This is a genomic window from Afipia broomeae ATCC 49717, assembly GCF_000314675.2.
Taxonomy (GTDB): domain Bacteria; phylum Pseudomonadota; class Alphaproteobacteria; order Rhizobiales; family Xanthobacteraceae; genus Afipia; species Afipia broomeae.
The window spans coordinates 589,840-606,936 of the sequence record NZ_KB375282.1 but is presented as its reverse complement, the minus strand read 5'-3'; the positions used below and the strand labels follow the sequence as shown (position 1 = coordinate 606,936).

The following is a 17,097-nucleotide window of genomic DNA, read 5'->3' as shown; positions in this document are numbered from 1 at the left end:
CGGGTTGCTCATGGCCGCTCTGTTCACCTACTATATGTATACTATTTTTGTTCTGCCGCGCCTGCAGTACTAGCGGGCGGCACGATCTTCATCACAAATGACACTGGCTTATCGTCGGGTCCAAAGGGACCAGGGACCTTGTTCTTCACGGGTGGCAGACTCTTGAGAAAGGCGACAATAGCCAAAGTATCCTGGCGCGTGAGATTGGCGAATGCATGCCAGGGCATGATCGGCGCCAGCACCCGGCCATCGGGCCGTCGGCCTTTGGTGATTGCTGCCGCAATATCCTCCGATGACCATTGGCCCAGCCCGGTCTCGCGATCCGGCGTGAGATTGGGACCGTGAAACACGCCCAGGCCTGGAATTTCAAATCCAACTTCCGAACCGCCGAGATAGCGTGCCGTGTCGGGTTTACCTAAGAAGTATCCCGGTGTGTGGCAATCGTTGCAGCCTCCGAAGGAAACCAGATACTGGCCGCGCTTGATCTGGGCGTTTTGGGCAGAGGCCGCACAGGACATGACGAATGTCAACGCCGCAGCCAATGCTGTAAGACGAACAGCGATCTTGGAGACGGTTCGGTACGACGTATGAATAATGTCAATCATGGCTAATCCACCAATTTATGAAAAACAGATCGTGAGTTCGGAACGCTGGAAAACTTTCCCACCAGAAGTATTTACTTTTTTGCCGCTTCGACAAGTGAGCGAATGACCCAGCGCTTGACCTTTCGCGCATCCCCATCGGGAAGACGCAGAACGTCCTTGATAACGATGGTTGCTTCCGGGCCCATGACCAGCGCAAGCGCCTTCGTGAGCATGCGTAGATCGGCCAGCTTGAACTGATCGCGCGCCGGCTCCAGGGCCGCTTCAATCAACGGCGTGCGGCGATCCTGGCGCTTCGGCAACTTGGCATCGCCATCGGTGAGGGAGTCCCTCTGGATGGTGTAAGCGAGCATGTTGCGCAGCAACGACTCGTTCGCCAAGATCATATCGTAGAGCGTGGTTTCAACACGCTGCAACCGCGCCACAGGATCACGCGACGTCTCATTTCGGAAGAACTCCCCAGGCTCAGGCACGGCCACGTCAACTGCCGCTTCCACCATAAGAGCTTCAACACTTGGAAAGTATCTGTATGCTGTTGCGCGCGATACCATGGCAGCCTCGGCGATCTCCTCCAAGGTTGGCGTGCGGCCCTGCTTAATCAAGCGGGCCGCAGCCTGAAGGAGATCCTTCCGTGTGCGGGCTTTCTGGTTCGGACGACCCAATGTTTCTGATTGTGTCACTTCAATCCTGTGGCAATTGCTGCATGATGGCGGCCAGATCGATCCAGACATTCTCACGCTTGATATCGCCACTCTCGGCAAACTCCAGGACGTGAAGCAACCTGAACTCAAGTGGCCGGTTTCGCCCTTCCAGCCCGAACGGCCTTCCTGGTGCCTTCCCAGACCAGATCGATTCATCGACCATAAAATTCGGCCCATAGAGTCGTTTCACACACCGCACCGTGCTGTCGGCAAGGTCAACAAACATTGTTTCATAGAAACGGCGCGCCCCTTCACGACCGCGCGAAGGACCGAACGGCCAGCCTACAATGTCATGATCCACATCATCGGTCAGAGTGGCAAGCACGCCGTCAACGTCGTCATTCCCTTCGAACGCGAAATGCTGGTCCATCTTGTCGTCCATCTGCTTCGGAGTCAGCACCATAGAAGTCACCCTTTCTGGCTATGGATACGAAATTCAAGCTGCCTTGACGTTCGAAAGCGCGGCGATCCGCATGCGTCGATCGTAGTCATCTGCCAGCGCGCACAACGCTGCGGCGCCGTCGCCGGAAAACGAAGGACCGTGCATGAGCGCAAGCGTTTTTGGCATCAGCTTCGACAACGCGCGTATCGTCGTCCCCATCTCGGGATTGAGTCCTGAATACTTAAATAAGTCTTCGGCTTCGATGGCGGGGCCGACGATATCACCATCCGTTAGCGCCGAACTGTTGCCAAGCTGTGTGAACAGATCCCCACACAGAAGCGTGCCGGTCGATTCCTCATAGATGACACCGGCATCCCAGCCATGTGGCGTATGAGGGGTGTCAATAAAGCGCACCCGCTTGCCACCGCCAATATCAACTACGTCGCCATCATTGAGGACGCGAGGTAGACGATCGGCGAAATCGTTGAGGGACACCATACAGCCGATGTTCCCATGGGCGGCGGTCGCGTGCGGTGCAATCGCAAGCCATTCATTCATGGCTCCACATTCGTCCGCCTCGAAATGGCCGTAAGCAATCCAGCGCAGCTTTTCAGGCGAAACGATCCGAGCAAGCGCCTCGCTATTGAGCGTGAACATCTTTCGCAAGCCGGTGTGGAACATCAGAGGCTCATCCCCGAGGACGAGAAACTGGTTGAAGGTGAAACCTGCCGGTGGCGCGATGTCCGGCACGAATGTTGAGAGACGATAAATACCATCGGCAATTTCGGTGATTTTGGTTTCCATGACTTTCCCCTGAAAAATCGACGCGTGCCTGCCCCGGCCATCCGTCAGACACATGACAATTGAAAAATGCGCCCCCACTAAACGAGACATTTTTTTATTAATGAGACAATCGTCTCACGTCAATACATCATTCACATTACGAAGAATACCTCTGTCAACAGCCCAATGGGGTGAGTAATCGGAACACGTTCCGGTCACCGAGACCCCGCCTTCTCAGAGGCGTTCGACGCCGGCGCTCGTCACGCATTCATCCGATTGGGATCTGTTAGGCTTGTGAATATCTTCCCGCAGAGTGCGGTTGCGTGTAAGTCTGATTTGGCTTTTCACAAGACCCTCTACGAGCGGCGGGCGCATCGGGTGCGCGCAGTGGGATCGACGCTGACCTTGCCGTCGGCGGCGATGATGCCGACCGCAGGCTCGCCGGCAGAATTCCACCACTCATTACGCGAAGCCCCGTCAGTTGTGTTTTCCGCCACAGAGTGAGTTCCACAACTCAACAAACCTCAAATTCGGGCGATGCCACCCACTTCAGCTGCAAAACCCGTTATGGAAATAGAAATAGCGAGCAATCAAATTTCGAACCCGCTCCGAGCTCCATCGCCGGTTTCGGCATCCACTTTTTTGTACTTGATGCGGTGCCCCGTGTTCTGATTGATCTGGTTGAAGCTGACCTTTTCCGCGTCGGAAGTGGCGGGATACAAGGCGACGGGACAGGTCACCAAGGACAGACGAAGGAACCACTCCAATTGGCGCGGGGAGCCATACGCAATACTCCGGTTACTCAACTGAACAGAATTGGGACTCAAGTCCTTCCGCGCCGCCAAGTTCCTGCTTGGTCGGTTCTCTCTTCTGCCTGGCTCTGTCTTGACCCTTAGTTCGAAATTTGAGCTGGAACGTCTTTGCCAATCCGGGGTTTTAAAATTGTTCTGTAGGACGAATATCCCCCATCTCCCCGCGCTGGTTTGCCTCCGCTTCCCGGCGCGGGCTTTTTTTGGCGCGGCCTAATCCACAAATTGGACTGGATTCTCATTCAGCGCAGGAACTAGGATGGAGCGATCCTTGGCAGGGTGACCTCGATGCCTATAAACGAGCGCGTTTGTCCGAAGTGCGGGCGGCCCGTGAAGTTGATGCTGCCGCCGGGTGGTAAAGGACAACGGACGTACCAATGTCTCCACTGTGACCGGCCAGACCCAATCAAGTCCCCTCAGGTGAAAAACTTGCTGAAAGCGGTCAGCCCCCTGAGCGCAGATAAGGCCACCGGCACGCCACTATCGCAATCGGCATGGATACCGTGACCGCGCAGCGATAGCCGCTCGCCTAATCGTGCTCGCCCAGGATCAGGGGCATTCCGTGGTGGATATCGGCAATGGTTCAGGGCGCAGGTGAGAATGGTGCAGCCATTACCGCTTCACCGCGAATCGCGCCAAGTCGACTAGAGACAATATAGACCGTGACGCCGGAACTCGGCACAAGCGGATGGAGTCCGTTCTGACCGCTCAACGTCAACGCAATTAAACAACTCGTTTAAGTGCGACAAAAATTGGTTCCTTAGACTTGCGACCGCGTTGACGCTGACGATTTATCTATAAAACCAGGTCCACGGCGCGTTTTTTGTTCGTTGATCGATGAGTAAATTTAGTTTTCGAAAGCCCATACGCGATCTAGCCAAGTGCTCGAGAACGAGCGGACCCCATCTGCATATAAGGTATGAAAATGTCCATCGGCTCTTCTGCTGGTGACGGGCTGCGCTGCAGCCGAAAGGCTGCATCGTGACCGGTGAAATATTCATCCTTGTCGTCGAAGACGAGATGCTACTTCAGGCGTTGTTGGAAGAAGCCCTGAAAGACGGTGGATACGATGGAAAAGTTGTTTCGACCGGCGAAGAAGCGATCAAACTGTTTGACGCGGATGAGCCGAAATATCGGGCTCTGATCACTGACGTAAATCTTGGCCGAAAGGTCGATGGTTGGGATGTCGCGCGTCGAGCTCGCGAGATCAACGCAGATATTCCAGTAGTCTACATAACCGGCCACGGGGGCGCCGATTGGGCTTCTAGGGGCGTGCCAAATAGCATAGTGCTTACGAAGCCCTTCGCCACAGCGCAGCTCATCACAGCTGTTTCGCAATTGATAAATACCGGTCAGACCCCGGCGCCGTAAGCTCATAAGAGGAAATCATATTTCCGCGCTCCACCCGCTCAAATACGCGAGCTTACGAGGCGTCCGCGCGTTCTTGATCCCGGTGAGCACCTAGCTCAGAGCAACTCCACTTGGTGGGTCCGGATAACGATTTTCCGCTGCTTGAACGTGCTTTCAAGCTGCGCGCGATATTCGCGCCACCAATCACGATCCAATTCTTTCGCCATTACCTCGAATACCACGATCTCGTCTCTCTCGAGCTCCTCCTCCGCCCGCGCTGTCCCTTCGGCCGGAGCGCGGATAAAGGCAGTCGCGCCCCCAAAGGCGTCGGTCAGGTGTTCCTGAACAGCCCTAAAGAGGCCTCTCGGAAAGGGCGTCCCGCGGTTGTCCTGAAGAGGTAAGAGCAATTCGACGAGATGCATGATCGACAATTCAACGAACTGGCGTGTTCGCAGTTCCCGTTGTAGTAAACGCTAACCGCGCGGGTGGTCCCTCTTTCGCCCAGGATCAGCCGATCCAATGCCGGCAGATTCGAGTTGGTCTGGGTTCAAAATCGGGAAGTTTAGAGCCATACAAACTGAGCTTTGCCATCCAGTAACTAAAATATGGCTACATGGGGTGCTGGTTTGAAGGTGTCTCATGCAACTGGTCCCAATCACAGAAATCGATCGGTCATGGTCGAAGCTAAAATCCCAATGGGAGACCGAGAGTGCCTCTCTGCGAGAGGATTTTTCAACGTTCGCCGTAGGCACATTTTCCGCCCTAGATCCGCTGGCTTTCAAAGATGCAAGAGAAAGCGGCCTTTTCGGCCTTAGGCAGGAAGATTCATTCCTGGCCTTTTGCCAGGTCAGCCGATTGCTCGTGAAGAAATATACGAGTCCGATGCTGCGCGCTCGCTTCGTTACGGTGTCACCTAAATTTGACTTCGGAGTTGCGGGCTTAGAGGAATACGCCAATGTCTTAGTGCAGATTTTCTCTGGCGTTATATGGCTCGCGCGAAGTCAATTGCCAGCATCACACTTGAGATTTCACTTGCGAAGCCCTGCTGACGCTCAGTACTTCGCAGGATTACAAGCGTGTTCGATCGAACAAAACCCTTTTCGAGAATTCGGCATCCGCGGCTCTTGGGTAGAATGTACGCTCAGAGCAGGCTAGCCTTTGTGTCGGCCCGGGGGGCATTACGTTCTTCTCGTTCATCACTCAAAGGGATTTACCCGGTTGGCTGCGGAGACCGCAAGTAGGCGACAACTAGTTGTCCGGGCATGAGCCAATCTCATGGGTTCGTCGGAGAAACACCTCGATTGACCGCTTGTTGACATGCCGACGGTGTCAGAGGCATTTTTCACTTATTCCGGAATCCGTGCGCAGAGCATTTTCCCATCGCATCAGCACGGCAAGCTGCCTGTGCGGCAAACGGTATTTAACGTTTTGGATCCGAAATTTTGGATCCCCCGCTCGCACCAACTCCGTTGCCCCTCCTAGCCGCGATCAGGTTGCCGGCCCCTACGTGTCGGGTCAGTTCATCTCGCGCGAATCCTTCGCAGCTCCAACGTTCACCCTGTTGATTCAGGCACACTTGTCGGTCTCAGGCGCATCCAGGCCTTGAAGCCGGATCCGAGTATTCGCAACCTGCACGGTATCGCCGTCAACGATACGAGGGATGCCCGTTACTTCCGCCGCAAGACTAGCTGTGCATATGAAAACAAGAATAACAATCAGCAGCCTACGTATTATCATCTCTAGCTCTTTCCGTTCGGACAAAGCTGGAAGCCGCATCGTGAAATGTTCGCTGCACGCACGAAGAAAAACTACCTACCGCGCTTTGCTAGCCACCCGGCTAAACCTGTTGTGACAAAGCCGAACAGCGGCAAAAGACAACCGGCGGCGAGCTGTGCGTAAGTGAATTGAGCGCGCCCTGACCGGTCGGGGGTCGAGAGAAACCATCGCTAGAGTGGCAATCGTAGGCGGAATGGCTTCCATTTACTGTGGCGAATCGACGGTGTCACCTCGGCGATCAGAGACATCATTCAGCGTGCCTTTAAGGTGCCCGTGTTTCGAAACCGCCCAGCCGGATGCGTACTAGTACAGTCGTTGGGCCGGATAACAATGTGCCCTCGTCCCTTGCTCCATGATCTGGGCGATGAAGCTAACGCGACGCGAGAAACGGTCGAGCCGAGCGATGATGAGTTCAGCGTTTTTGTGTTTGGCCAGGGCAAGCGCTTCAGTTCAATGCGGTTACCCGCCTTACCCGAGCAGGGCCTGAGAGGCTCATGCCGAGGTCTAAAGCCTTTGCGACACCCGTTTTACGACGCTTTCCACTCGATCGAGTCCGCTAGTAAGCGGCCAAAGGCTTCCTGAACACGTTCAACTTCGGAATCTTCCGGACATGTGTAGCAACCGGGACGGTCTTCGTCGTCTAGGATCGGCGAGATCGCGTTTTCCAAATCATCCATTTCGGACTCGGCAAATTCGAACTCGTGCTCCGGAAACCTGCTAGACAGTTCCGTTAGCATGCGCTCGCCGATCGCAGTTGCTGTTTCCGGAGTCAGCATGAAAATGAAGGTGCTCAAAAATATCTCCCATCCACTCAGTTACAATTTTGGTTACGTTCGACTTGTGGTCGAATGCTTGGAAGTGATCGGATCGTCGAAATCCTCGAAAGAAGCCGGGAAACTCCTAAGCGGGCGTTTCTGTTATTGGCACGCCGCGGACGCCTGACCTTGCCTCGAAGGCACCTCGCTTAAATCTGGGGTTGGATGACTTCTCGATATCAAACGTGTGTTCGCCATATCCGTGATCGGGGAAGGCTGTGATGGCATGGCAGGCTGCACTATGCGGGTAGCCGTTGCTCAACGCTTCCTTGCGACGAGCCCCTTCTCTATTTGCCTTGGATACTCTTATTCCACCGGTCTAGGTCCGGCTTGGGCGCGTCTGGCTCGCCAGGGTTTTGTGATTTCTGTCCCGGACGCTCCCACGGCTTGTCGGTGCCTTTTGTTGGGGACGGATCGTTCTTCTGGTCCAAAACGTACGGCTCGTTATGAGAACCGTTCTTATTCCACATTCTATTTCCTCCGTTGCATGGATTTCTTGGGCGAACGAACGAGGCGCGGGAAGGTTCCTAGCGCTGGCTGCAACAAATCGGAAGGCTGACCGTGCCCGACTACCGACTGGCTAAGCCCGGCCGGAGTAGACGTAGGTATGTCCCGTGACGTTTTACTTGTCAGTATCGCCATTGGAGAAGGCGCGAAGGCGGGAGTTGCGATTAACAAGTCCCTTCTGAGACGCGACGGATTTTGCGACTAACTCGTTGAATCGGCGATCAGAGCGTGTTTTGCAGCCTTCGATGCTCCGGACGATGTTTGCATCGGTATCACTCGTCCAAGTAGAACTTGCTTTTCAGCGTCAAGACCGCCCGCGTAAGCGCGGCCAGGCAATCCGGGTGATCTCGCGCGACTTCCCGATCAATGCAAGCGCGCCAGTCCTTACCTCTGCCTTCGATGCTGATGTCTGTCAGATCAAGGCAAATCTCGAAAGGCTTCATTTCTAGCCGAATGAGCCCTTCCATGTGAGCGCTCGTGACGCCGATCATGTGCGCTTAGTCCTCTCGCCCATGCCCGTTCGTGAGATTTTTTCGTTCAGACGTTCAGCGAAACGTTCGGCCAGGGACTCAGAAAGTTCGTCCATAGCGATGCCGTGCAGCTGGGCAGAAGTGCCGGTCAGTGTGTCCCAGACCATCCAGCCTTTGTCTTTCTTCCTAACGAATATCGCATGAACACCAAACGGGTCGCGTCGGTGCTGGTTCCGGTGATGAGATGAGTCGCTTCAAAGGAACGCCACGGGCAGGTAGGACCGAGAGCTTCGGAGTTCCGGGAACGTAACCGGGCCAACAAAGCCAGTGGCAAGCAACAACACGCAACCGACACATCGCATGAAGAAGCTCCCGAACATGCGATCGGCGGCGCTGACGCAGTGATGCGCGCAAAAAAAACGGCCCGTCAGCGGAATGCCGAACGGGCCGTTGGAGGATGCTTCTAACTAGTGCATGTGAATTAGGAAATAGCCGACACCACCAACGAACAGAACGGCAGGAACGGCCCAGAGAATTAAGACAGGCATTTGCGCCTCCCGTGGTTGATTAAAATTATTCAGCGCCGAACAATTACTGCTCGGTGCAGACCTTAATGGTCTTCACGGCGGAGTCAGCTTCGGTTTTGGTCTTGTAGACGCCGTTGCCGACGACGGTCGTCGTGGTGGTAGGCTTGGTGTCAACCACCGTGCACTTCTTGGTGGTTGCGTCGCGGACGATGTAGAACTCAGCCGCGCTGGCGCCCTGGGTGCCGAGGGCGAAAGCGGCCAACGCGCTGCACACGATCAACTTCTTCATAATGTCCTCCTAAGGGTTAGTCCTCCCGTCAAACGAGAACATGCCGCCTAAGTTCCAGTTTTTCCCGCTTCAAACCATCCTGTTATTTCGGTGCAGCAGCAATCCTAAGCTTCCGGCAAAAAATCGAGCCCGAGTTGCCACATTTTCCCGGGAACAGGGACCGGCGGTGCGGGTTGATAGGCGTTCGCACCTAGGAGGTTTCAGCGATGAATAAGCATTTATTTTTGGCTACGGCGGCTGCCGTTGCAATCGCGACTTCGGCTTTGGCGCAATCTTCCCCGAATTCGTCGAGCTCTAGTCCGACTTCTACCCAGCGTCAGCAGGATTCCGCGGTGCCGTCGACTTCTACGTCGACACCGGCGAACGACTCGACCGAATCCGCGCAGACTAGGCCGTCCACGAATTCTGCCCAGACGCCGTCGTCGACGGGGCAGACAGCTGCAGGACAGTCGTCAAATTCCGGTACGGGCACCAGCACCACCCAAGCGCCGGCATCGAACAATTCGGCCAACCAGGCTCAGACCAATTCGAACACGAACAACCAGACGCCGAGCACCAACCCCGCATCCTCCAACACGAATCAGGCACAGTCACCGTCGGGTAACAATTCCACTAACACGGCCCAGCAACCGAACAATCAGCAGAGCACCGCAGATCGTTCGTCGAACACCAGCGTGAACGCGGCGGTGAACATCAACGACCAGCAGCGGACCCGAATCAGTGCCTCGATTTCGCACCTGAATGTGCAACCGCTGACCAACGTGAACTTCTCCCTGTCGGTGGGTACGGTAGTCCCGCGCGACGTCCGCCTGCAGCCGCTGCCGGCCGACGTGGTCGAGATCGTGCCCCAGTACCGCGGATATAACTTCGTGCTGGTGAAGGACGAGATCGTGATCATCGAACCGTCTACATACAAGATTGTGACGGTCTTGCCATACTCGGGCCGCTCGACGGCTGCTGCGCCGGTGCGCACGGAGCAGCGCAAGACTACGTTTACCGACCGCGATCGGGAAGTCATTCGGCGGCACGCCAAGGCCCGTCCTGTCGAACGCGAGAAGCGGGTGACCACCGGCAGCTCGGTCCGGACCGTAATCCGCACCGGCGAACGCGTGCCGGCGGACGTGGAGATCGAGGCATTCCCTGAGGAAGTCTATCGGGACGCGCCAACGCTTCGCGAGTACCGGTACATCCACCGGGACAGCCGCACCTACGTCGTCGAACCCCATGAGCGTCGCGTTATTGAAGAGATCGACTAGTTCACATCAAGGAGGAAGACATGAAGACAATCGCACTTGGCGCCGTAGCCGCAGCGCTGCTGGGATCGGCAGCAGTCGCGGCACCGCTCAGTCCGGCCGCCGTCGGATATTGGGAGGCCCCCGCCATCGACCAGGTTCGCTTGGTCTGTAACGAGTACGGACGTTGCTACCGGACCCGCGGCCCCCGCTACGTTCAGCGCTATTATGGCGGTGATGACGGGTACGCAGTGCGCCGCAGCTACGGCTATTACCGGGGGCCGGGTTATTATGATCGCGGCTATTACGGCGGTGGCCCGAGCGTCGGTTTCAGCTTTGGCACTTGGTGAGAGAAGGGGCCGCTGTGGGAGCGGCCCTTTCCATCAATTTCTTGGATGACATTTCCGCTGTCAGCAGTCCGAAGGCACCGCGGCGCTATTCGTTTTCTGAGAGATGGTTCAGAACTTCACAAGGGTTCGCATCCCAATGAATCTTTCAGCGGTACACCGGGCCATTTGTGGATTTGTCGCACCTCCGTCCGGATGTCGAATGTACTGCACCTTCGGCTGCACTGTTAGGCCATTGCTGACCTCATACTGGTAAGCTGCGGTAATAAGGGCTTCTGACGACCGCACCACCAACGCCCGCCCCGTACAGCGCTTAAATCGCGTCGAGAGCCCGAGCATGGGGCGACCCGTGCGCTTATGCGAGTGCCACACCGAATTTATCGTGAGGCCTGGCGTCTTGCAGCCCGATAAGCTCCACGCCTCCGTCAGCATAGAAGTCGACGAGGTTTGGCGGAAAGTATCTCCAAAGACGCCTATACCGCCATCGTCGTCACCCCTCACTCGAAACAGCTTCTGTTCGAATACTGCATAAAGGCCGTAGTCACCGGAAAAAATTGCCGGAACGCCGGTGGTATTTGGACTAGCGAAGCGCCCTTGCCGTCGAACCGCTGACTGCCCTCACATCTGGATTTTGGAACTCGCCCGTCACTTCCATGCGCCAGTCTTGGCCAGGCCTCAATTCGCCGTTGAGGTCTCTGATGATGTCGCCCGTGGCACGCGTCGCCTCCGTCCAAGCCGCTTATCCACTCCTCGCCCACGGTGTCGATATGAGTGTGATTGTGGAAGATATTAAAAAAATACCGAGGCATTTCTCCTCCTACTCAAGGGGACAAATCCGCTTTCAGGAGAAAGTTCAGCCCGCGGTTACGGCTTTAATTTCGTCATATCGACAGGGGGCCGCAATCCCGGCGAAGATACCCACTCGGTCATACGGCACGCTGTTTCAAGCTGGCGCGCCTTCTTTAACAGCGCATCGCGCGCTCGGCCGTGAGGTAACCTGTCGGCTTCTGCTCGGGCTTCTTCCGCGAGTTGCTTCCATTTAATTTCAAATGGCGGCTTCTGAGGGTGACGGGGCATACGCGCTACTCAACACTGCAAAGCCGTTCCAAGGCCCTTGGATTGCCCCAATGTTAATACCGAAGCCGCGGCCGGTCATCCGGAAAAACAGAAAGAGACCGCGACCCAGTTGCACCAGCAATTGAGCCAGTTAAGCAGTGCGAGACCCCGCTCACGCTATTTCATTGTCGGCTCGACACTGTATCGATCCCGCATCGGAACTTGTTTGTCTCGATGGAACGATCGGGGCGCTTGCCGGTTACATCCGCTTAAAGACGGCGCAATCATCCCTCCATTAGCCCTGCATACGGCTCGCTCGTTGCAGGGCTTTTTTTGATCTTCAGCTGGCGGAACCGGGATAAAATCCGGCGCTTGAATCAAGTTGTTCTGTTGCGTTGAGGGTCGCGTCATGCGTTCAGGGTGGACACCATCCCTTGTGCCGGATTCCGGAGATGTCACGGTCTATATAGTCCAGGACGATTTTGGCCGGATCGGCCGGGCCTATCGCGAGACGGACGTCGAGAAGGCCGATCTCGAGACCACAATCCAGAACCTGATCACCGGCCAGTACAGCGACCCAATCCGCGTGGTGAGTTTCAACACCGCCGAACGATGGTCTGCTGACGTCTCCGAAGACATCGCGCGAGAGATCCAGCGTCGCCACGACATTATCGGCCAGCCCGTCCCCTCCTATCTGCAGGACTTCGTCGATTCCTATACAAGCGATGCCCGCCAGTTTTCGCTGAGGCTGGTCTGATGTCGTGGGACACGCGCCTCATGCGTCCGATCACGCCGCGGAAGGGCAAGCCGATTAAAACCTTGTCCGACGCCCGGGCTTACGTCCTGACCCTTTCCAAGGCCGAGCAAGAGAAGCCGCACGTCGTGGCGGGCGTGAAAGCCTTGATGCTCGCGGCCGACAAGCAGGTCTGCGAGTTCGTCGCCCAGGTCGCCGTCGCGCACATTGTGAACGGTCCACCGAAAACCCTCGGCGGCAGTAAACCCGACCGGCCATCGATGAAGTGGAGATCCCGCGCATGAACAACTTTCAAAGGTTCAGGGAAAATGCCGAGAACTGTGCGCAGCTCGCACAGGCCGCGACCAAGGAAACCGAAGCGAAGCGCTATCGGCGGATGGCGGAAGCCTGGCTCGCGCTTGCGAACGAGCAGGACTGGCTCGACGGCGAAATCAATCCCGATCGGACAGCCCAGTTGATTGGAGGGGGGCCTACTTGAATTTTGCAGGATCTCACTGAAACTGCGCGGATGACAAAGCTCAGCAATGGGTTTGAACCGCATCGCAAGTCGGCAATAGAATGGATTTTGCTGGCAGTCATAGCTACCGGCTTCCTGACATTCGCCGCAGCCTACGCGTCCTACATCTTTAAAATGTAGGACCGCCTCAGTTGGCGGCCGTTGTACCTGTGTAGGTTCCTGCATCCAGTCAACACGCTAGCCAATAGATCCCGGTATTTTTCCCAAGAGCTGTAGTCGTCTTGGCATCGAGTAATCCTTTCGGGTGATGAACAGGGCTGGAACAGAGGAAGAACCCTCCCGGTTGGCCCTATGTCGCCGGAACTCCGGCGGCTAAGCCCGGCCGGAGTAGACGCAACCGGAAATGCCCTGCGCCGGCCGGGCTGATTACTAATTTCGGTTCGGAACTGGAGTGGACGAGCGACGTTTCGGATGCCAAGGGCGGATGTACCCTCCGGAAAGGCCCCCGTCGCTCCTACGTCATCCTGCCGCGGGGTCCATGCCCTGCGCTTCCCACGCCCCTAGCGCCGGGGTTCATGGTTTCAAGCCGATTGCTCGCGATCAATTCCGGGCTGAAATGTGCTACCGCCCCTCGCATTCCCCAGACCAACCCACGATTCCTGAGCTTCTCGTACTCGCGGTGGGAACGGTCCTCGCTTCCATACATTGAGCCCCACACCTTACAAGGAAGTCACCGATGCAAGATAACAAGGGCCAAGGTATTGTTCGGACAGACAGAGGCGAAGAACAGCCGGCCGACAAGAAACGGGCGCAGGCTGACAACAAAACGCCGCCAGACCAGCAGCAACGAGTCATCAGGGAAAAGCCCGAGGCGCGTCGCGCAGACGAGAACGATCTGCCGGGCGCGCAAGATCAGGGCGGAAAGCAGGGCGGCCAAAAGGACGGCCAAAAGGACGGCCCAAAGCCGTCGCCTCAACCTGACGGCCAAGATCTAGAGCCGAACACCAGCGCTCCCGAGAGGTCCAACAACCAAAAGCCGCGCTACCCCGAGGGTTGACGCGGCCGGAGTTTAAGGGGTCACGCGTTTTTCGGACACGCAACCGCAGCCGAGAGGAAGCGGTCTCCCCTGCTAGGGTTCAGATACAAACGGCCAGCAATGCCACCGTCTAGCCCGCAACGACGACGAAGCCGCGGCGGTTGGTCATGTGTCGCACTCCGTCCCCCCATGTCAGCCAATGACCCGCCTTCGCAAAGCTATCTCGGAAGAATGCTGATGTGCGGCCGCGCTCGCTTCGCTGACGACGGGTCCGAAATCAAATTACGCTGAAGTTCTCCGGCGCCGAACTCGAGTACGATCAAAATCTCGCACCGACCGAGCGCATGGTGACCGTTGTCCGATCGGTAAGAGGTTGCACGATCCTCATCTGCGGGCCGAATAACGCCATGGCCGAGATCCACAATCGCATGGCCTGCATCTGTGCGAAAGCGATTGGCCAAAGCGGCTGGGCGGAGCCTGCGAGTAACGACGAACTGCTGGCGTTGCTAAAGCCCTGCCCCGACGAATGGCTCGAGATATTCCCGGTCGATAAGAAGGTGGGAAATGTCAGGAATAAGGGGCCTGAACTAGTCCTGCCGATCGGTCCACTCTGACCCCCACCAGGCGGGAGTGCAATTGATCTCGCGGTCACCGCTAAAAGCCACGGCCCGGGCCGTGATAGGCAGCGTGCGCAATGAGGTCCGCGAGTTGAAAGATTTTAGTCCTCTGCTGGAACCAAGTTCCCTCCTAATGAATCTTCTCCCGACGGGAAATCGCCTGGTTAACAAAAGGCTTCGTTAGGGCTTAGGGAACGCAATCTTGGACCAACCAATCTCGTCCGCGGAACAGGCGTTTCGGGACCGTGAACGCCAGCTTGCAGAGGTTCAACGGATAGCTCGCGTGGGCGGCGTAGTTGTAGACCTGCGAGAGGGATTTCAGAATTTCCGTTCACCTGAGTATTTGGCGATTCATGGGCTGCCGCCCGAAGCGGCAAACGAAACTCATGAGGATTGGGTTCGGAGAATCCATCCCGAAGACCGAGTGCGGACTGAACAGCATTTCCTGGAGTGTGTCCGGGGTACCGCCCTACGGTACTCCGCTGAGTATCGAATTATCCGCCCTAACGATGGGGCGCTGAGATGGATTGCCGCGGAGGCGCGGATTGATCGCCAAGACGATGGACGACCAATTCGATTAATCGGCGCCCACATCGATATTACCGAACGCGTCTTGGCCAAGGGAATGCTCCGCGAGAGCGAGGAGCGATTTCGACTGATTGCTGATAGCGCACCCGTTCCGATGTGGGTCACCCAGATGGATCGGACACGCGCGTTCGCAAACCGGGCATACTTGGAATTTTTAGGGCTTCCCTATGAGGAAGCGTTAAAATTTGACTGGCGACAGATTATACATCCCGATGACGTATCGCGCATCATTCGGGAGAGCCTAAGCGGTGAAGCGTCACTTCAACCTTTTATCTTGGAGGGACGTTACCGGCGCGCGGATGGCGAATGGCGCTGGATGCGGTCCGAATCGCAGCCTCGGTGGGATCCTGCTGGACAACACATCGGCTTTATCGGTGTCGCCCACGACATCACCGCTGCAAAGCAAGCCGAGATCGACCTTCGGGGCCTTAATGAGACGCTTGAACGCAAGATAAGGGAGAGAACAGATCAGCTTCGGTCGAGCGAGGCTCAACTCCGAGCAATGCTAGAGACAAGTAATCAGTATCAAGTGTTGCTCGACCTCGAGGGACGGCTTATTTACGTCAACGCCATCGCGTTGGCAGGCGTTAAAGCCAAAATGGATGATTTGATCGGCACATTCTACTGGGATGGGCCTTGGTTTGGTGGTTATCCGGCGATTGCCGAAAGCATCCGTGCTGCCTTTGGGAGAGCGCTAACCGGCCAGACGGAGAAATTTGAACTCGCTCTGAACCTACCTGCCGGAACCCGTCATTTCGATTTCGCAATGCGGCCGGTGCGAGATGAAAATGGGGACATTAACGGCGTTTTATCCGAAGCTGTCGACATAACAGAGAGACGGCAGAACGAAGACGCGTTGCGCCACGCTCAGAAAATGGAAGCTGTCGGGCAGCTTACAGGTGGTGTCGCGCACGATTTCAATAACCTTCTAACTATAATTCGCTCAGCGGTGGATTTTCTCCGTCGGCGAGATTTGCCAATCGAACGGCGCAATCGTTATATCAATGCCATCGCCGATACGGTCGAGCGGGCATCCAAACTGACATCGCAGCTTCTGGCGTTTGCTCGACGACAACCGTTGGCGCCTCAGATATTCAATGTCGCCAACCAAATAGAAAGCGTCACTAATCTCATCCGCCCTCTTGTAGGCAGTCGTATCCGGATCGGCCTGGATTTGGGGCATGAGGATATGTTCGCGGTCGCCGACGTTGTGCAATTCGAGACCGCGCTGGTCAATCTCGCGGTAAACGCGCGCGACGCGATGGACGGTGAAGGCGAGTTAGTAATTGCTGTCTCTGCATCCAACGGAATTCCTGCGTTACGCAACCTTCCGGGAAAGGACGGGCAATATGTGGCGATTTCCGTCAATGATCACGGCTCCGGGATCGCCACCCAAGACCTTGATGCGGTCTTCGAGCCCTTTTTTACAACGAAGGAAATTGGAAAGGGCACCGGTCTCGGACTTAGTCAAGCGATCGGATTTGCGCGGCAGTCTGGCGGAGAAATCAGGGTCATAAGCACGCTTGGCGAAGGATCAACGTTTACGATCTATCTTCCCAGAGCACAGCCGCCAGCGGCGGAAACCGGCGGCATAAAGGTGGCGCAGGACGCACTACAAAGCGGGCGCGGTCAGCGAGTCCTCTTGGTCGAGGACAATCACGAAGTCGGGGAATTCACGAGCGAGTTGCTTCGAGATTTAGGTTACGCGGTGAAATGGGCTAAATCGGCGAACGATGCCCTATCGTTGGTCAACGAGGACGAATTCGCGTTTGATCTCATATTTTCGGACGTGATGATGCCTGGCATGAATGGCGTCGAGCTCGCTCACTTGATTGGCGATAAATACCCCGGATTGCCAATCTTGCTTACCACCGGCTACTCGACAGCGTTAGCAGAGCGCAGCACGAACGGCGTTGAACTTATTCGGAAGCCCTATTCAGTCGAGACTCTTGCACGGGCCTTGCGAAAGGCTCTTTCGGTGGGCGGCAATCCAGCATAA

19 protein-coding genes and 2 pseudogenes are annotated in these 17,097 nt (G+C 56.2%); 9 read left to right on the top strand and 12 right to left on the bottom strand.

The genetic code is table 11. The features are described from left to right. Nucleotides 1-41 precede the first annotated feature (41 nt). From HMPREF9695_RS02950 to HMPREF9695_RS25525, 6 genes and pseudogenes are all read right to left on the bottom strand, one after another. On the bottom strand, nucleotides 42-518 hold the full coding sequence (locus HMPREF9695_RS02950) for a c-type cytochrome (RefSeq protein WP_245258754.1): 477 nt from the start codon (nucleotides 516-518) through the stop codon (nucleotides 42-44). Nucleotides 519-676: 158 nt separating this feature from the next. Continuing rightward, entirely contained in the window at nucleotides 677-1,282 is a 606-nt protein-coding gene (locus tag HMPREF9695_RS02945) for a TetR/AcrR family transcriptional regulator (protein WP_006019290.1), read from the bottom strand. A gap of 1 nt (nucleotide 1,283) precedes the next feature. Further along, a complete protein-coding gene (locus HMPREF9695_RS02940) occupies nucleotides 1,284-1,706 on the bottom strand; it encodes an ester cyclase (protein ID WP_006019289.1) in 423 nt (140 codons plus the stop codon). Nucleotides 1,707-1,739: 33 nt separating this feature from the next. Beyond that, on the bottom strand, nucleotides 1,740-2,489 hold the full coding sequence (locus HMPREF9695_RS02935; RefSeq protein WP_006019288.1) for an oxygen-binding di-iron domain-containing protein: 750 nt from the start codon (nucleotides 2,487-2,489) through the stop codon (nucleotides 1,740-1,742). 335 nt (nucleotides 2,490-2,824) lie between these two features. Then, on the bottom strand, nucleotides 2,825-2,965 hold the full coding sequence (locus HMPREF9695_RS26235) for a hypothetical protein (protein WP_157223896.1): 141 nt from the start codon (nucleotides 2,963-2,965) through the stop codon (nucleotides 2,825-2,827). A 108-nt stretch (nucleotides 2,966-3,073) separates the two neighbouring features. Continuing rightward, nucleotides 3,074-3,252: pseudogene (locus HMPREF9695_RS25525) on the bottom strand (Ku protein); the annotation flags it as partial. Nucleotides 3,253-4,258: 1,006 nt separating this feature from the next. Here HMPREF9695_RS25525 and HMPREF9695_RS02930 point away from each other — a divergent pair. Beyond that, entirely contained in the window at nucleotides 4,259-4,648 is a 390-nt protein-coding gene (locus tag HMPREF9695_RS02930; protein ID WP_006019286.1) for a response regulator, read from the top strand. A gap of 95 nt (nucleotides 4,649-4,743) precedes the next feature. Here the strand turns inward: HMPREF9695_RS02930 and HMPREF9695_RS02925 are convergent, their stop codons facing one another. The 4 genes from HMPREF9695_RS02925 to HMPREF9695_RS02905 all read right to left on the bottom strand — a co-directional run bounded on the left by HMPREF9695_RS02925 (nucleotide 4,744) and on the right by HMPREF9695_RS02905 (nucleotide 9,011). Then, a complete protein-coding gene (locus HMPREF9695_RS02925; RefSeq protein WP_006019285.1) occupies nucleotides 4,744-5,049 on the bottom strand; it encodes a hypothetical protein in 306 nt (101 codons plus the stop codon). Between the two features lie 1,881 nt (nucleotides 5,050-6,930). Beyond that, nucleotides 6,931-7,197 (bottom strand): hypothetical protein, encoded by a 267-nt coding sequence (locus HMPREF9695_RS02915; protein ID WP_006019284.1) that lies wholly within the window; start codon nucleotides 7,195-7,197, stop codon nucleotides 6,931-6,933. Nucleotides 7,198-7,997: 800 nt separating this feature from the next. Continuing rightward, nucleotides 7,998-8,216, bottom strand: a complete 219-nt coding sequence (locus HMPREF9695_RS02910; protein ID WP_006019282.1) for a hypothetical protein — start codon at nucleotides 8,214-8,216, stop codon at nucleotides 7,998-8,000. Nucleotides 8,217-8,786: 570 nt separating this feature from the next. Then, the gene (locus tag HMPREF9695_RS02905; protein WP_006019281.1) at nucleotides 8,787-9,011 is read right to left on the bottom strand and encodes a hypothetical protein; all 225 of its coding nucleotides are present in this window, start codon (nucleotides 9,009-9,011) and stop codon (nucleotides 8,787-8,789) included. 206 nt (nucleotides 9,012-9,217) lie between these two features. Between HMPREF9695_RS02905 and HMPREF9695_RS02900 the strand changes: the two genes are divergently transcribed. Beyond that, the gene (locus HMPREF9695_RS02900; RefSeq protein ID WP_006019280.1) at nucleotides 9,218-10,267 is read left to right on the top strand and encodes a DUF1236 domain-containing protein; all 1,050 of its coding nucleotides are present in this window, start codon (nucleotides 9,218-9,220) and stop codon (nucleotides 10,265-10,267) included. A 20-nt stretch (nucleotides 10,268-10,287) separates the two neighbouring features. Further along, nucleotides 10,288-10,593 carry a hypothetical protein gene (locus HMPREF9695_RS02895; protein WP_006019279.1) on the top strand — a complete coding sequence of 102 codons (306 nt, stop codon included), beginning with the start codon at nucleotides 10,288-10,290 and terminating at the stop codon, nucleotides 10,591-10,593. A 108-nt stretch (nucleotides 10,594-10,701) separates the two neighbouring features. Here HMPREF9695_RS02895 and HMPREF9695_RS27185 read toward each other — a convergent pair. Further along, nucleotides 10,702-11,157, bottom strand: a pseudogene (locus HMPREF9695_RS27185) (carbohydrate porin); the annotation flags it as partial. Nucleotides 11,158-11,170: 13 nt separating this feature from the next. Beyond that, on the bottom strand, nucleotides 11,171-11,290 hold the full coding sequence (locus tag HMPREF9695_RS27180; protein ID WP_430648564.1) for a hypothetical protein: 120 nt from the start codon (nucleotides 11,288-11,290) through the stop codon (nucleotides 11,171-11,173). Nucleotides 11,291-12,082: 792 nt separating this feature from the next. Here HMPREF9695_RS27180 and HMPREF9695_RS02890 point away from each other — a divergent pair. From HMPREF9695_RS02890 to HMPREF9695_RS02865, 6 genes are all read left to right on the top strand, one after another. Then, entirely contained in the window at nucleotides 12,083-12,403 is a 321-nt protein-coding gene (locus HMPREF9695_RS02890; RefSeq protein ID WP_245258699.1) for a hypothetical protein, read from the top strand. A 20-nt stretch (nucleotides 12,404-12,423) separates the two neighbouring features. Further along, nucleotides 12,424-12,684, top strand: coding sequence for a hypothetical protein (locus tag HMPREF9695_RS02885; RefSeq protein WP_167540041.1), 261 nt, complete (start codon nucleotides 12,424-12,426; stop codon nucleotides 12,682-12,684). Continuing rightward, complete coding sequence (locus tag HMPREF9695_RS02880; RefSeq protein ID WP_006019276.1) at nucleotides 12,681-12,878, top strand: hypothetical protein; 198 nt, start codon at nucleotides 12,681-12,683, stop codon at nucleotides 12,876-12,878. Before HMPREF9695_RS02885 ends, HMPREF9695_RS02880 begins: the two co-directional genes overlap by 4 nt. A gap of 715 nt (nucleotides 12,879-13,593) precedes the next feature. Continuing rightward, nucleotides 13,594-13,914: a hypothetical protein gene (locus HMPREF9695_RS26565; protein WP_006019275.1), complete on the top strand. Its 321-nt coding sequence runs from the start codon at nucleotides 13,594-13,596 to the stop codon at nucleotides 13,912-13,914. 323 nt (nucleotides 13,915-14,237) lie between these two features. Then, entirely contained in the window at nucleotides 14,238-14,507 is a 270-nt protein-coding gene (locus HMPREF9695_RS02870; protein WP_006019274.1) for an SOS response-associated peptidase family protein, read from the top strand. Nucleotides 14,508-14,712: 205 nt separating this feature from the next. Beyond that, complete coding sequence (locus HMPREF9695_RS02865; protein WP_041711106.1) at nucleotides 14,713-17,097, top strand: PAS domain S-box protein; 2,385 nt, start codon at nucleotides 14,713-14,715, stop codon at nucleotides 17,095-17,097.

Bases quoted from the DNA above. Each gene is read 5' to 3' on its own strand.
- HMPREF9695_RS02925 (WP_006019285.1), bottom strand. From the start codon at position 5,049: ATGCATCTCGTCGAATTGCTCTTACCTCTTCAGGACAACCGCGGGACG.
- HMPREF9695_RS02900 (WP_006019280.1), top strand. From the start codon at position 9,218: ATGAATAAGCATTTATTTTTGGCTACGGCGGCTGCCGTTGCAATCGCG.
- HMPREF9695_RS02950 (WP_245258754.1), bottom strand. From the start codon at position 518: ATGTCCTGTGCGGCCTCTGCCCAAAACGCCCAGATCAAGCGCGGCCAG.
- HMPREF9695_RS02910 (WP_006019282.1), bottom strand. From the start codon at position 8,216: ATGATCGGCGTCACGAGCGCTCACATGGAAGGGCTCATTCGGCTAGAA.
- HMPREF9695_RS02905 (WP_006019281.1), bottom strand. From the start codon at position 9,011: ATGAAGAAGTTGATCGTGTGCAGCGCGTTGGCCGCTTTCGCCCTCGGC.
- HMPREF9695_RS26565 (WP_006019275.1), top strand. From the start codon at position 13,594: ATGCAAGATAACAAGGGCCAAGGTATTGTTCGGACAGACAGAGGCGAA.
- HMPREF9695_RS02870 (WP_006019274.1), top strand. From the start codon at position 14,238: ATGGTGACCGTTGTCCGATCGGTAAGAGGTTGCACGATCCTCATCTGC.
- HMPREF9695_RS02885 (WP_167540041.1), top strand. From the start codon at position 12,424: ATGCGTCCGATCACGCCGCGGAAGGGCAAGCCGATTAAAACCTTGTCC.
- HMPREF9695_RS02880 (WP_006019276.1), top strand. From the start codon at position 12,681: ATGAACAACTTTCAAAGGTTCAGGGAAAATGCCGAGAACTGTGCGCAG.
- HMPREF9695_RS02895 (WP_006019279.1), top strand. From the start codon at position 10,288: ATGAAGACAATCGCACTTGGCGCCGTAGCCGCAGCGCTGCTGGGATCG.
- HMPREF9695_RS02940 (WP_006019289.1), bottom strand. From the start codon at position 1,706: ATGGTGCTGACTCCGAAGCAGATGGACGACAAGATGGACCAGCATTTC.
- HMPREF9695_RS02935 (WP_006019288.1), bottom strand. From the start codon at position 2,489: ATGGAAACCAAAATCACCGAAATTGCCGATGGTATTTATCGTCTCTCA.